This window comes from Bacillus sp. D48C (genome assembly GCF_053345735.1).
The window spans coordinates 147362-162286 of sequence record NZ_JBKFAQ010000001.1; the positions used below are offsets into that span (position 1 = coordinate 147362).

Sequence of the window (14925 nt, forward strand, 5' to 3'; positions counted from 1 at the left end):
AATCATTTCTCATTCAATTACACCAGAATTTGTAATGTCTACGGTGTATTTTATAGTAACTGGAACATCTTTGTACATTTGTTTCCACTCCTCTAATTTGAATGGGCGATAATGTTGCTTATATTTAGCTCCTAGCCCAAGAGGATCGACATCTAAAGATTTAAACTGCTTAATTAATTTCTTACCTTGTGTCTCCAATTGTTTTTGAACGACCTTCTCAATCTTTTTTGTGTTCTTAGCATTCTCTAAGTTAATCTGTTTCGATACTTCTTGAATACGAGCCTCAAGTTTAACATGAATGGAAAAGGAAGGCTTACCATTTTTTATTTTTATATCGTATGTTGGAATAGAACGAATATTATTAATCATTACGTACCCAGGATCTGCTTTAAATTCATGTGAATCTAACTTATGTTTTTCTAAAAGTCCTTTGAATATAAACATATCTTTTTCCGCGATTTTACCAACATATTTATCCTTTTTAAAAAGACCAATTCCCGTGATTTTTATTTTATCACCATGTTTCTTTAAAATTGGAATATAGTAGTCTTGCCCTTCTTGATAATAACGGAAAGCTCCTACATGCAGATTATCTGTTGGTAAAGGACCGGTCTCCATATTATGTTCTAGCATTTTTTTTATATAAATTGCAACGTTGGATGAAGTCGTGTACTTTCCTTTTAAGAGTTCAGTACCATTACCTTCAAGTAAAGCAACATATAAGGCATTCCCAATGTTTACATCACGAATTAATGTATCGAAGGAAGCAACCATTCCTTTCTTAGCAATTCGGGTGGTAAATAGAGCAACCCGCATTTGTCCGCTCGCAAATGGTTGAGAAGACTCTAAAGATGTGTCAGCTTTTACTTGTTTTACCGCATTTGCTGTTCCTTCAAAAACTTGAACTTTGTTCCCTTTTTGCTGAATAGGACAAACAAATGTTACCTTTATTTTATTATCTTTTGCTACATCGAAGACAGTTCCTTGGATAAGGTGTACGTCATCGATAATATTTTTTTGTAAACATCCAGTTAGACTAAAGAGTGTTATACAAGAGATAAGTATTAATTTATTTTTGATTTTTTCCATTTTCTTTTCACCCACACAATAATAAATAGAATTGGGATGTATACATAAATGAGCCAAAAGCTTCCTTTTGATGCATTACTAATAAAATTATTAATATCGTGTCTGTTTGTTAAAAGTTGTGAAACAATGAGGGTGATAAACATAAAAGCGATTAAAACACCTCTTTGTTTTACACGGAATATTTCGTGCGTTGCTCTCGTTGCCGCCCACAAAGGTAGAATGAAACTTGTAATAATAACGAGGGCATAAGCTGAAATTGCGATATATTCTAGCCTTTCTATGAATGGTAATTGAATAACTTGGGTCATAGAAAGTTGGGCCCATATCGTTTTTAATAATTGTTTTTCACTAAAAAACGAAAAGGCTAAAAGGGTGCTAAATAAATATAGAAGGTTTGAAAATAGTGCCCCATATTGAGCAAATTTATGAGATTGTTTAGGGTTTTTCACAAATGGATAAACCATGAGGTAAATCTCAAAACCAGTCATACTGTAGATTGACAGTTGAGCGGATTTTAAAATATCTGAAAAAGAATGTGTGAAAATAGGTAGTAAATTCTCCCAATGTGAGTATTTCAAAACAAATAAGCTTAGAAATAAATACCCTAGCGTACCACCAACAGAGATGACGCAAATGCCAGTAATGACACGAAATCCAGAAGAAATGATGTAATAGCTAACTAGGCATAAAAAGAGTGTTAACATAAAGGTGGAGGCAGTTGGGAACATCCATACTTGAATAATTTCAACGTATGTTCGAATAACCGAAATACTGACGATTAAAAAATAAGTTGCAAAGATGATATTAAAGACGTTTCCTATCCACTTTCCAAAGGTTTGTCGTTGTAAATCAATTAAATTCCCGTTTGTTTCTTTTAATAAAAAATACATCATCCATATAAGAATTTGGATACAGAGTCCTGTGATTAGAACGCCCATCCAGCCGTCGTATCCAGCGGCCTTTGCGGTGATTCGAGCAAATCCGAGAACGCCAGCTCCAAACTGTGCACCGTGAATTAAGAAGAAAACAAAGGTAGGAGATATTTGATATTTTTCTTGAACTTTACTCATCAATGCACCTCATCTCTTAATCATCAAAGTCTGATCTATGTTTTGTTGAAATTCCTTTAGCAGCTTTTTTTACATGTTGTGGTCTTGCCTGCACATCTCTTGTATCAATCATTGTTAATGGGAAACGAATCCAAGAATCTTTAACCGATTGTTGTCTTGTCGGATAAAACAAAGCGTACGGCTTGCGTAAGGAAGTAAGTCTAAATAGATGAGTGAATAAAAAGATAAATCCAAGAGAAATACCGAAAAGTCCACCTATTTCTGCAAATATGAGAAACGGGAAGCGTAGTAATCGAACAGCATTCCCCATTTTATAAATAGGTGTAATAAAGGAAGCAAGTGCTGATAAGGCAACGATAATTAATAAAATGTTACTCGTTAAACCAGCTTGTACAGATGCTTGTCCGATTACGATACCGCCTACAATACCGAGCGTTTGACCAACTTTCATCGGTAACCTCGCGCCAGCCTCTCTTAATAAATCGATTGCGAGTTCTAAAAAGAGTGCTTCAATTAAAGGTGGGAATGGTACTTGCGCCCTTGATAAAATCAAAGTTTCAAGTAAATCACTTGGAATAAGTTCATAATGATAATTTAAAACTGCAACGTATAACGGTGTAGCACAGATAGAAAATAGAACAGCGATAAGGCGTAAAATGCGTGAAAATGTAGCGTATAACCAAGAGACGTTATAGTCTTCTGGTGAAATGAAAAAATCGAAATAGGATACAGGTGTTAGTAAAACACTTGGAGAACCATCCACAAAAATAGCAATTTTCCCATCAATGAGTGCTTTTGTCACCCTATCAGTACGTTCTGTATTGATATAGAGAGGGAAAATCGACTTTTCACCCATAAGTTCTTGTATATAAGCGCTATCATTAATTTGATCATATTCAAGAGCACGTAATGACTCCTCGAGAAAATCTATATTATCTTTTTCGGCGAGGTTGTCTAAATACATCATGACAACTTTCGTTTTGGAAAATTCGCCGACAATCATTTCTTTTGTTTGTAAATCTAAAACAGGAAGGCGTTTTCGTACTAAATTAATATTCGTATCAATAGCTTCTACAAAGCCTTCTTGTGGACCGATAACTGTTGATTCATTTAATGGAGGGCTTGGTGCCCGGTAAGTATCAATTGCAATGTTTGCAAGCATACACTTTTGATCTTGCTGATTCAATTGAATAATCGCATGTCCCTTTAAAACCATGTCCTCAATTTTTTGTAAGTCGTTCGTAATTGTAATGCCGCTCATCGGAATATGTTCTTTTAGTTGTTCTAGAGAAGCACAGGGTTTCTCTAAAAGAGTGGGCATTAAATATTTCTGTAATTTCTCTCCATCAAGTGAAGGGCGATAGTAAGAAATCCAATAAGGCATCGTTTCATCGTCAGATGTATGGTAATTAATAAAATCACTAGACTTTTTAAGTTTCTCTATTAAATCTTGTAGAGAATGAATACGGTCTTTTTCTGGTTTGGTAAAGTCATAAATACTATTACCTCCAGAGCTTTGTTGCTTACTTTGAGAAGAATCACCTTGTTTAGCACTTTGTTGCTTATCCCGAGAAGAATCATCTTGCTTAGAGTTTTGTTGTTTCTCTTGAGAAGAGTCATCTTGCTTAGAGTTTTGCTGTTTCTCTTGAGAAGAGTCATCTTGCTTAGAGTTTTGCTGTTTCTCTTGAGAAGAGTCATCTTGTTTAGAGTTTTGCTGTTTCTCTTGAGAAGAGTCATCTTGCTTAGAGTTTTGTTGTTTCTCCTGAGAAGAGTCATCTTGCTTAGAGTTTTGCTGTTTCTCTTGAGAAGAGTCATCTTGCTTAGAGTTTTGCTGTTTCTCTTGAGAAGAGTCATCTTGCTTAGAGTTTTGCTGTTTCTCTTGAGAAGAGTCATCTTGCTCGTTATTTTTACCTTTAGTATGTTTCATACTTCTAGTCTGTTCTTTGTTATCGTCATCTGGATTGTTAGACTGCTGCTCCCAGTTATCGGCTTCTTTTGCCTCTGTTGTATTTGATTTTTTTTTCTTACGAAACCAATTCCAAATCATATGTATGCCCTCTTTAATTGTGTAATATAGTGCTATTTTGTGGCTAATTTTGTATATTATTCATTTATTTATGAAAAGAAGGAGGAGATTGGTTTACATAGAAAAAAACCTTTAGTAAGCATTTCATACTATAACGGGGAGAGGGAGAGTCTGTGCAAATTGTAAAAAAGGAGAAGTTTGTTTTAAAAGAATTTACGTTTGAAAATGGTAGGGAAATTCCTGTTCAAATGGGGTACGAGACATATGGTACGTTAAATAGAGAAAGGTCAAATGCAATTTTGATTTGTCATTACTTTAGTGCAACAAGTCACGCAGCGGGGAAATATACAGTGCATGATGAGGAGCTTGGTTGGTGGGATGGGCTCATCGGACCTGGAAAAGCAATTGATACAAATAAGTATTTTGTTATATGTACAGATAATCTTTGTAATGTGCAGGTGAAGAATCCATATGTGATTACAACGGGACCGAAATCAATTAATACAGAAACTGGAGAAGAATATGCAATGGATTTTCCGGTTTTTACATTTCTTGATGTAGCTCGTATGCAATATGAGTTAATAAAAGATATGGGAATCGTAAGGCTACACGCTGTAATGGGACCTTCAGCAGGAGGAATGATTGCGCAGCAATGGGCTATTCACTATCCTCATATGGTAGAGCGGATGATTGGTGTTATTACGAATCCACAAAATCCAATTATCACCTCAGTAAATGTAGCGCAAAATGCGATTGAAGCAATTCAACTAGATCCAAGTTGGAAAGATGGAAAATATGGAGAAGAGCAGCCGATAAAGGGGCTTTATTTAGCAAATAGAATGATGTTTATGAACGCGTTTGATGAGCATTTTTATGAAATGACATTTCCTCGTAATAGTATAGAGATAGAACCTTATGAAAAGTTTTCTACATTAACATCATTTGAAAAAGAGATAAATAAAGCGACATATAGAAGTATAGAGTTAGTAGATGCAAATTCATGGATGTATACTGCGAAGGCAGTTTTATTGCATGATATTGCACATGGGTTTTCTTCACTAGAAGAATCTCTTTCTAACATAGAAGCGAATGTACTTATGATTCCGTGCAAACAAGATTTGCTTCAGCCGCCACGTTATAATTATAAAATGGTAGACATTTTGCAAAAACAAGGAAAATATGCGGAAGTGTATGAGATAGAAAGTATAAATGGGCATATGGCAGGAGCATTTGATATTCATTTATTTGAAAAGAAAGTTTATGAATTTTTAAATCGGAAAGTATCTAGTTTTGTGTAGGAAATAAATTATGTGAAAAAGGTGCAATATGTGTAGTAGGCACCTTTTTTTACATGATTTGTAGACGGAATATATATGTAGCGATTGCTATGCCGAAGAACGCTATACTAAGTAATAGAAATAAGAATGACATTTCTTGGGGAGATTTTATCTTTTTATTATTTTGCATACTAAGTGCAATAATTGCAGCGATTAAGAACACAATGCCCATAATGAAAAGAAAAAGCGACATTTTAATCGACTCCTTTCATAAAACAAGTATATTGAGGATACAATGTGCTAGTTATGTTTGTAAAGAATAAGTTTTGCGAGAAAATTGAGAAATAGCTTTTCGATTCTTTGCGTTCTTTATTTTGCATGCTAAAATTGGTAGAGAATGTTTGTGGAAAAGAAACTAAAGGTTTTATTGTATATAAGGAGGAACTACATATGACAGAAGTTAAAATAATTACTACAGAAGAGGTACAAGTGCGTTTAGAAAATGGAGAAACGTTATTTCTAGTAGACGTAAGAGAAGATGAAGAAGTAGCGGCAGGAAAGATTCCAGAAGCTGTACATATTAAAATGGGCGATATCCCACATAAAGTAGACTTCTTTAATAAAGAGAATGAATATATCTTTATTTGTCGTTCAGGAATGCGCAGTGAAAATGTATGTCATTATTTAAATGAGCAAGGATTTAAAACAGTGAACATGGTTGGCGGTATGCTTCAATATGAAGGTGAAACGAAATAGTTAATAGTTAAAAACTTGAAACGAGTCTGTTTCAAGTTTTTTTCTTTTGCATACAGTATAAAAAAGGAGGAGGGGTAAATGGGGGTTAATTTGCGTAAAGTAAAAATTATTAATAATACAGGAGCTGTTAATGTTGGTGACTGTTATGATATCTCGCCTTTAGCTGTGGTGAAAGTATATGCAGGAGCTGGAGGATCGAGTGCGGCTATTTTTTTAAATGGAAAAAGACAGCCAGAAGCGGTGATTAGAACATCGGTATTTCTTCCGCCTTTGGCAACGAGTACACGTACGTTAGGTTCATAAAGGAAAGGTAGAGTGTAATTATGCCTGCGCATATAAAAGAGTTTGTTATTGTTAATAATACTGGGAATATATTTACAGGTGATAATTTGAGTGATACTTCATTTACTGCTACGAAATCGTATAGTGGTTCAATGGGGTGTACTTGGATTGATGTTGTTACAGTAATAGGGACAGAAACGAAGCTTTGTTTACAGCCGGGAGATTCGGTGACGACGACATATACAAGGGGCACCCCTGCTGGTACTGTAACAGGAACAAATATGGGGCAAAGTGTAAATACATCGGGTATAGCGCAAGCTGTCCCTAATACAGATAATATGGATTCAATTGCAGGACTCCCTTAAGGAATTAAGGGAGTTTTATTTATTTGAAATAAAAATAGTCTTGGAGATTATTTTTGTAAATAGATTAAGAAGAGGTTTATTTATTATGAAAAAGACGGTTTGTAGGTGGTGAAAGTGTGAAGAATCGTGATAATAAAGGGAAACAACAATCTAATTTTAGAATTCCACCAGAACTTATTGGTCCTACTTTTCCTCCTGTTCCAACTGGATTTACGGGTATAGGGATTACTGGTCCAACAGGTCCACAAGGTCCGACTGGACCGCAAGGACCGAGAGGATTTCAAGGTCCAATGGGAGAGATGGGTCCGACTGGACCTCAAGGTGTTCAAGGGATTCAAGGTCCAGTTGGACCAATAGGTGCAACTGGACCAGAAGGGCAGCAGGGAGCACAAGGATTGAGAGGACCACAAGGAGAAACTGGAGCGACAGGACCTCAAGGTGTGCAAGGGTTACAAGGTCCGATTGGTCCAACGGGAGCGACTGGGGCACAAGGTATACAAGGGATACAGGGATTGCAAGGGCCAATTGGAGCGACAGGACCTGAGGGACCTCAAGGAATTCAAGGCGTCCAAGGGTTACCGGGTGCAACTGGTCCACAAGGAATACAAGGAGCACAAGGGATACAAGGAACACAAGGACCGAGTGGAAATACAGGTGCAACCGGAGCAACGGGTCAGGGGCTAACAGGTCCGACTGGAATAACAGGCCCAACTGGGATAACTGGACCATCTGGAGGACCTCCTGGCCCGACGGGGCCAACTGGTGCGACAGGTCCGGGTGGCGGACCGAGTGGGAGTACAGGTGCGACTGGAGCAACGGGGGATACTGGGACTACAGGAAGTACAGGTGTAACAGGAGCAACGGGAACTACAGGTCCGACTGGAAGTACGGGAGCACAGGGCTTGCAAGGAATACAAGGTATTCAAGGGCCAATTGGCCCAACAGGTCCAGAAGGACCGCAGGGGATTCAAGGTATTCCTGGTCCGACAGGAATAACTGGTGAACAAGGAATCCAAGGGGTTCAGGGGATTCAAGGAGTAACAGGAGCAACAGGAGATCAAGGTCCACAAGGTATACAGGGGACTATAGGACCTCAAGGAGCGACAGGGGCAACAGGAGATCAAGGTCCACAAGGTATTCAAGGAGTACCAGGTCCATCAGGAGCAACAGGACCACAAGGTGTTCAAGGGATACAAGGTCCGATGGGTGATATAGGACCAACAGGTCCAGAAGGCCCAGAGGGACTTCAGGGCCCGCAAGGAATACAAGGAGTGCCAGGACCAGTTGGAGCAACGGGTCCAGAGGGTCCTCAGGGGATACAAGGTATTCAAGGACCGGTAGGAACAACAGGCCCACAAGGTCCACAAGGAATACAGGGAATACAAGGTGTGCAAGGGATAACGGGAGCAACTGGAGTACAAGGAGCAACTGGAATTCAAGGGATACAAGGGGAAATAGGAGCAACGGGTCCAGAGGGTCCCCAAGGAGTGCAAGGTGCTCAAGGGGAGATTGGTCCAACAGGTCCGATGGGTCCCCAAGGTGTGCAAGGAGTACAAGGAATTCAAGGAGCGACGGGCGCACAAGGAGTGCAAGGTCCACAGGGAATTCAAGGAATCCAAGGTCCGACGGGGGCAACAGGAGATACAGGAGCAACAGGTGCGACAGGGGAAGGAACTACAGGCCCAACTGGAATAACGGGAGCAACAGGGGTAACGGGACCTTCTGGAGGACCAGCAGGACCGTCCGGCCCAACAGGGCCATCAGGTCCGACGGGAGTAACTGGTCCATCGGGTGGACCACCTGGCCCGACAGGAGCAACTGGTGCGACAGGAGTAACAGGGGATACTGGTGCGACAGGCTCAACTGGAGTGACAGGAGCGACAGGAGAAACGGGAGCAACCGGAGTGACAGGGTTACAAGGTCCTCAAGGAATACAAGGTGTGCAAGGAGATATTGGTCCAACTGGTCCGCAAGGGATACAAGGTCCGCAAGGGATACAAGGAGTAACTGGTGCGACAGGAGATCAAGGACCACAGGGAATCCAAGGCCCGCAAGGAATCCAAGGTCCAACCGGTCCCCAAGGAATTCAAGGGGAACAAGGCCCTCAAGGGATTCAAGGAGCAACCGGAGCCACGGGAGCACAAGGCCCACAGGGGATTCAAGGAATTCAAGGGATCCAAGGTCCGACCGGTCCTCAAGGCCCAACAGGAATACAAGGGGTACAAGGAGAGATAGGTCCAACCGGTCCTCAAGGTGTGCAAGGATTGCAAGGTCCCCAAGGTCCTACAGGGGACACAGGGGCAACGGGAGCGCAAGGTCCCCAAGGAGTTCAAGGGATACAAGGCCCAACGGGAGCTACAGGAGCAACAGGAGCGACAGGTCCACAAGGAATTCAAGGCCCGCAAGGAATCCAAGGCCCAACAGGGGCTACAGGAGCAACAGGTTCCCAAGGACCAACTGGAAATACAGGTCCAACAGGTTCACAAGGAATACAAGGTCCAACTGGTCCAACAGGAGCTGGAGCAACCGGAGCAACAGGAGCGACCGGGGCGACTGGAGTCAGTACAACTGCAACATATGCATTTGCGAATAATACATCAGGAAGTATTATTTCTGTTTTGTTAGGTGGCACGAATATTCCGTTACCAAACAATCAAAATATTGGACCAGGAATAACCGTTAGTGGTGGAAATACTGTATTTACAGTTGCGAATGCAGGAAACTATTATATAGCCTATACAATTAATTTAACGGCAGGATTACTTGTAAGTTCCCGTATAACTGTAAATGGCAGTCCGCTTGCGGGAACGATAAACTCTCCGGCAGTGGCTGCAGGTTCATTTAGTGCAACAATAATCGCTAACTTGCCTGCTGGAGCTGCAGTTAGTTTACAATTATTTGGAGTAATTGCGTTGGCTACATTATCTACGGCAACGCCAGGGGCTACTCTAACGATTATTAGATTAAGTTAATAAGCAGAAAACCTTGAAACTTTTATGTTTCAAGGTTTTTTTATCCTTGTATCTGGAAGTAAACCTCATTAACCAGGGGGAGTGGATACCCTCTAATTATTTAAAGTTTCACTTTATTCACTTGGGCAAAAACATCGCAGTCCGAAAATATATTATAATAGAATGAAAAGAAAGAAATTTGGCAGAAAGGGAGGGTGGCGATGCAGGAGATGGTTAAAGATTTTTTTGGACGCCCACTTCAAGATTTACGTATATCTGTCATTGATCGTTGCAATTTTAGATGTACATATTGTATGCCGGCGGAAATATTTGGGCCAGATTATGCTTTTTTGAAAGATGAGTTTTTACTAACTTTTGATGAAATTGAGCGTTTGGCAAAATTATTTGTTAACATCGGTGTACGAAAAATTAGAATTACTGGCGGTGAGCCACTGCTTCGTAAAGATTTAACAAAACTGATTGCACGTCTCGTGAAAATTGATGGGCTAATAGATATAGGGTTAACGACAAATGCTATCCATTTAACGAAACAAGCGAAGGCATTAAAAGAAGCTGGATTACATAGAGTGAATGTTAGTTTAGATGCGATAGATGACGACATATTTAGGAATATTAATGGTCGAAATATTAATACGAAACCGGTGATTAAGGGAATTATAGCAGCTAAAGAGGCGGGGCTGGAAGTAAAGGTAAATATGGTTGTGAAAAAAGGGATGAACGATCATCAAGTACTTCCGATGGCTGCGTATTTTAAAGAGCAAGGAATCACGCTTAGGTTTATTGAGTTTATGGATGTTGGTAGTACAAATGGGTGGAATTTTGATCAAGTGGTTACAAAACGAGAATTGATTGAGATGATTCATAAGGTGTATCCGCTTGAGCCAGCTGAAGTCCATTACTTTGGTGAAGTTGCGAAGCGATATCGGTACGTTGGAACAAATGTTGAAGTTGGTTTTATTACATCTGTTTCTGAGTCATTTTGTGCCTCTTGTACGAGGGCAAGAATTTCGGCAGATGGAAAGTTTTATACGTGCTTATTTGCGACAGAGGGTTTGAATGTAAGAGAACTTCTTAGAGGAAATCTTTCGGATGAGGAGTTATTAAGTGTTATACAAGATGTATGGATGAATAGAAAAGATAGGTATTCGGATGAACGGACAGAAGAAAGTGCAAAAAATCGTCCGAAAATCGAAATGTCTTATATAGGAGGATAAGAAAGGGGGCTATCGCATGCAGGAGCGATATTCAAGACAAATATTATTTTCTGGTGTTAGAGAAGAAGGACAGAGAAAAATAAGAGAGAAGCATGTGCTTATTATTGGTGCTGGTGCTCTCGGTGCGGCAAATGCAGAAGCGATTGTTAGAGCAGGTGTTGGAAAAGTAACGATTGCTGATCGTGATTATGTAGAATGGAGTAATTTACAAAGACAACAACTATATACGGAAGAAGATGCAAAGCAGTATAAACCGAAGGCGATAGCGGCTGCAGAACATTTACAAGCGATTAATTCTGAGGTGGAAATAAATCCAGTTGTGACGGATGTAACGGTGCAAGAAATGGAAGAGCTAGTGCGTGATGTAGATTTAATATTAGATGCGACAGATAATTTTGAAACGCGTCTTCTTATTAATGATATTTCACAAAAGTATAATATTCCGTGGATATATGGTGGGTGTGTCGGAAGTTACGGAGTAACGTATACAATTTTACCAGGGAAAACACCGTGTTTTCGCTGTTTAATGGAGCATCCGGCGAGCGGAGCAACATGTGACACAGCTGGTATTATACAACCGGCAGTACAATTAGTAGTTGCGCATCAAATTACGGAAGCGCTGAAAATATTAGTAGAAGACTTTGGGGCGCTTCGTGAAACGATGTTATCATTTGATCTTTGGAATAATCAACAGATGGCATTTAAAGTGAATAGGCAGAAAAAAGATACTTGTTTATCTTGCGGAAGGTTACGTACATATCCGAGTTTAACATTTGAAGCACAAACAAAAACAGAAGTGTTATGTGGGCGAAATACAGTACAAATTCGCCCGGGTGTGCGGAAGAATTTTAATTTAGAAGAAATTAAAAAGCGCTTACAAAGAAGTGTAGAGATAAAGGCGACACCTTATCTATTATCATTTCCAGTAGAAGAATATCGTTTTGTTTTATTTACAGATGGCAGGGCGTTCATTCATGGGACGAATGATATGAATGTAGCGAAAAGTTTATATGCAAGATATATAGGTTGAACCTAAAGGAAATCCTTTAGGTTCAACGGAGAGAGGATTATGAATTTCTCGTATAATCTCCACTTTTTCCACCTGTTTTTTCAAGTAAGTATGTTTCGCCGATAATCATACCTTTATCGACAGCTTTACACATATCATACACAGTAAGAGCGGTAGCGGAAGCAGCTGTTAAAGCTTCCATTTCAACACCGGTGCTACCTTCTGTTTTAACTTTTACTTCAATGAGTAAACGATATTGTTCTTCTGATTGTTTCCAATCAAAAGAAACGTCAACACCTTTTAATAATAAAGGATGGCACATTGGGATAATATCAGAAGTTCGTTTCGCAGCCATAATGCCTGCGATTTGCGCAACTGCTAATACGTCACCTTTCCCAATTTCATTGTGAGAGATTTTATCGTAAATTTCTTTCGTAACGACAATGCTAGAGCACGCAATTGCTGTTCGAACGGTTGCTTTTTTGTCGCTTATATCAACCATTTTTGCGCGTCCTTGGTCATTAAAATGTGTAAATGAAGACATGGAATTCCTCCTTGAAGTAATTTCTATTGAATACATAAAGTTTAATCGAGATAAAAAAAATTGCAAATATGAGGTGAGAAACGATGGTAGAAAAACGAATTCCAATTCAAGTTGCTGAAGCAGTAGAACGGGTAATGAAATATGCGAAGCATGGTGAAGTAGAAGAAATTTCTATTACGGAAAGTTACGGGAGAATTCTCGGGGAAGATGTTGTCTCAGATCATGACGTTCCTCATTTTGATCGTTCCCCTTACGACGGTTTCGCCATTCGAGCAGAAGATACGAAAGGAGCAACCCAAGAGAATCCAGTTGAATTTGAAGTAATAGGAGAGATCGGGGCGGGTTCTGTTTTTTTAGAAGAAGTAGGAGATTTTGAAGCGATTCGAATTATGACAGGAGCAGCTATTCCAGAAGATTGCAATGCAGTTGTAATGCTAGAGCTGACAGAAGGATTTGAGAAGAACGGAAAAACATATATGAAGTTAAAACGCCCTTTTAATAACGGTGACAATGTGTCGTTTAAAGGAGAAGATATAAAACAAAATCAAGTTCTCGTTAAGAAAGGTGTGGCAATTAATCCAGGAGTTGCGGCCTTACTAGCAACGTTTGGATATAGCACTGTGAAAGTTATAAAACAGCCTGTTGTCGGTATTGTAACGACAGGGAGTGAATTATTAGAAGTACATGAGCCGTTAGAACCGGGGAAAATTAGAAATAGTAACTCGTATATGATCGCAGCTCAAATTATGAAAGCTGGCGGGAAAGTTCGTTATTATGGTCAACTCGCGGATGAGTTAGATGCATGTTTTACAGCTATTCAATTAGCGATGGATGAGGTCGACATTTTAATTACAACTGGCGGTGTATCGGTAGGAGATTATGACTACTTACCAGCTATTTATGAAAGGTTACAGGCGAATGTACTCTTTAATAAAATAGCCATGAGACCTGGAAGTGTAACGACAGTAGCTGAATTTGATGGGAAGTTACTTTTCGGTTTATCAGGAAATCCGTCTGCTTGTTATGTAGGCTTTGAATTATTTGTGCAACCAATTATAAAAACGTATTTGTATGCGAAGGAACCTCACGTATATAGAGCGGATGCTATTTTACAAAAAGATTTTCCAAAGCCAAATCCATTTACTCGTTTCGTAAGAGCAAACGTAACGATTGTGGACGGGGCGTTACAAGCGATGCCGGTCGGTTTAGATAAATCGAGTGCAGTATCTTCACTTGCAGATGCGAATGCTTTTATTGTGTTACCTGGAGGAACGAGAGGATTTGAGACCGGGATGAAAGTATCTGTATTATTGTTAGAGCACTCTGAGGGATGTGATTGGCCATGGGCAAAGCCACTTCAATCTTACAAATAGTAGGATATCAAAATAGCGGAAAAACAACGCTTGTGGAGAAAATAGTGCATGCATTAGCTGAACGGGAAATGAAGGTTGCTACCATTAAACATCACGGGCACGGAGGTTTTCCAGAAGTAGCGCAAAAAGATAGCGAAAGACACCGTAAAGCTGGTGCTGTCGTAAGTAGTGTAGAAGGTGCTGGATTGCTTTCACTTTCTTCACTAAGAAAGAAATGGTCCTTGCAAGAAATTATTCGCTTATATGAGTTTTTTGAAGTGGATACAATTTTAATAGAGGGCTATAAAAAAGAGAACTACCCGAAAGTAGTGTTACTTCGTTCTGCGGAAGACGTTGAGCTTTTACATAAAGTAGAAAATATAGTAGCGATTATTACGTGGTATGATGCCCCGGCAAATATACGAGAAGAATATAAAGTATTTCATATAACAGAAGAAGAGTTGTACATAGACTGGTTTTTACAAACGGTTAGGAGTGCGAAATGACAAATACATATTATGAAGTAATTAATACAGAAATCTTGATTGAAGAGGTAACGAAGAAAGTGATTCGACGTGAATGCGGTGCTGTTACAACATTTATTGGAACCGTTAGAGAGTTTACGAAAGGGCGTCGTACATTATACTTAGAGTATGTTGCTTATAAGACGATGGCAGAAAAGATGCTAGAGAAAATTGGCCTGGAAGTGAAAGAGAAATGGCCGGATACATATGTTGCGATTACACATCGCATCGGTACGTTGCAAATTTCTGATATAGCGGTTGTTGTTGCTGTTTCAACACCACACCGTAAAGCGGCTTATGAAGCGAACGAATATATTATGGAACGCATAAAACAAATTGTTCCGATTTGGAAAAAGGAGTTTTGGGAAGATGGTGACTCATGGATTGGTGATCAATTAGAAAAAACACCATATCCGGCGGGAGAGCCTGGGAAGGAGCTATAAGT

At 39.5% G+C, this 14925-nt stretch carries 15 protein-coding genes; 10 read left to right on the plus strand and 5 right to left on the minus strand.

The genetic code is table 11. The features are described 5' to 3' along the window. Positions 1 to 9: 9 nt before the first annotated feature. The 3 genes from ACLBXA_RS00845 to ACLBXA_RS00855 are packed head-to-tail and all read right to left on the minus strand — an operon-like array spanning position 10 to position 4206. A complete protein-coding gene (locus ACLBXA_RS00845) occupies positions 10 to 1089 on the minus strand; it encodes a Ger(x)C family spore germination protein (protein WP_000411348.1) in 1080 nt (359 codons plus the stop codon). Then, entirely contained in the window at positions 1065 to 2159 is a 1095-nt protein-coding gene (locus tag ACLBXA_RS00850) for a spore germination protein (protein WP_000049080.1), read from the minus strand. Before ACLBXA_RS00850 ends, ACLBXA_RS00845 begins: the two co-directional genes overlap by 25 nt. Before the next feature lie 16 nt (positions 2160 to 2175). After that, on the minus strand, positions 2176 to 4206 hold the full coding sequence (locus ACLBXA_RS00855; RefSeq protein ID WP_081252910.1) for a spore germination protein: 2031 nt from the start codon (positions 4204 to 4206) through the stop codon (positions 2176 to 2178). Positions 4207 to 4358: 152 nt separating this feature from the next. Between ACLBXA_RS00855 and ACLBXA_RS00860 the strand changes: the two genes are divergently transcribed. Further along, positions 4359 to 5483 (plus strand): alpha/beta fold hydrolase, encoded by a 1125-nt coding sequence (locus tag ACLBXA_RS00860; protein ID WP_081143853.1) that lies wholly within the window; start codon positions 4359 to 4361, stop codon positions 5481 to 5483. 49 nt (positions 5484 to 5532) lie between these two features. Here the strand turns inward: ACLBXA_RS00860 and ACLBXA_RS00865 are convergent, their stop codons facing one another. Then, a complete protein-coding gene (locus tag ACLBXA_RS00865; RefSeq protein WP_000051780.1) occupies positions 5533 to 5715 on the minus strand; it encodes a hypothetical protein in 183 nt (60 codons plus the stop codon). 197 nt (positions 5716 to 5912) lie between these two features. Between ACLBXA_RS00865 and ACLBXA_RS00870 the strand changes: the two genes are divergently transcribed. The 6 genes from ACLBXA_RS00870 (at position 5913) to ACLBXA_RS00895 (ending at position 12081) form a co-directional block, all read left to right on the plus strand. Next, entirely contained in the window at positions 5913 to 6218 is a 306-nt protein-coding gene (locus ACLBXA_RS00870; RefSeq protein ID WP_144514169.1) for a rhodanese-like domain-containing protein, read from the plus strand. Between the two features lie 78 nt (positions 6219 to 6296). Next, on the plus strand, positions 6297 to 6521 hold the full coding sequence (locus ACLBXA_RS00875) for a spore germination protein (protein ID WP_086403247.1): 225 nt from the start codon (positions 6297 to 6299) through the stop codon (positions 6519 to 6521). A 20-nt stretch (positions 6522 to 6541) separates the two neighbouring features. Next, a complete protein-coding gene (locus ACLBXA_RS00880; RefSeq protein WP_001110864.1) occupies positions 6542 to 6865 on the plus strand; it encodes a hypothetical protein in 324 nt (107 codons plus the stop codon). 116 nt (positions 6866 to 6981) lie between these two features. Beyond that, entirely contained in the window at positions 6982 to 9837 is a 2856-nt protein-coding gene (locus ACLBXA_RS00885; protein WP_063675872.1) for a BclA-related collagen-like exosporium protein, read from the plus strand. A 200-nt stretch (positions 9838 to 10037) separates the two neighbouring features. Beyond that, positions 10038 to 11051 carry a GTP 3',8-cyclase MoaA gene (gene moaA / locus ACLBXA_RS00890; protein ID WP_001157112.1) on the plus strand — a complete coding sequence of 338 codons (1014 nt, stop codon included), beginning with the start codon at positions 10038 to 10040 and terminating at the stop codon, positions 11049 to 11051. Positions 11052 to 11067: 16 nt separating this feature from the next. Continuing rightward, positions 11068 to 12081, plus strand: coding sequence for a molybdopterin-synthase adenylyltransferase MoeB (locus tag ACLBXA_RS00895; RefSeq protein ID WP_001158115.1), 1014 nt, complete (start codon positions 11068 to 11070; stop codon positions 12079 to 12081). A gap of 37 nt (positions 12082 to 12118) precedes the next feature. Here ACLBXA_RS00895 and moaC read toward each other — a convergent pair whose 3' ends face one another. Further along, the gene (gene moaC, locus ACLBXA_RS00900) at positions 12119 to 12604 is read right to left on the minus strand and encodes a cyclic pyranopterin monophosphate synthase MoaC (RefSeq protein ID WP_000094146.1); all 486 of its coding nucleotides are present in this window, start codon (positions 12602 to 12604) and stop codon (positions 12119 to 12121) included. A gap of 83 nt (positions 12605 to 12687) precedes the next feature. Between moaC and ACLBXA_RS00905 the strand changes: the two genes are divergently transcribed. From ACLBXA_RS00905 to moaE, 3 genes are read left to right on the plus strand one after another with little or no spacing between them, the layout of a single operon-like run. Then, the gene (locus ACLBXA_RS00905; protein ID WP_000229703.1) at positions 12688 to 13977 is read left to right on the plus strand and encodes a molybdopterin molybdotransferase MoeA; all 1290 of its coding nucleotides are present in this window, start codon (positions 12688 to 12690) and stop codon (positions 13975 to 13977) included. Continuing rightward, the gene (gene mobB, locus ACLBXA_RS00910; RefSeq protein WP_002081993.1) at positions 13941 to 14462 is read left to right on the plus strand and encodes a molybdopterin-guanine dinucleotide biosynthesis protein B; all 522 of its coding nucleotides are present in this window, start codon (positions 13941 to 13943) and stop codon (positions 14460 to 14462) included. Before ACLBXA_RS00905 ends, mobB begins: the two co-directional genes overlap by 37 nt. Then, positions 14459 to 14923 (plus strand): molybdopterin synthase catalytic subunit MoaE, encoded by a 465-nt coding sequence (gene moaE / locus ACLBXA_RS00915; protein ID WP_000185946.1) that lies wholly within the window; start codon positions 14459 to 14461, stop codon positions 14921 to 14923. Before mobB ends, moaE begins: the two co-directional genes overlap by 4 nt. Positions 14924 to 14925: the final 2 nt, after the last annotated feature.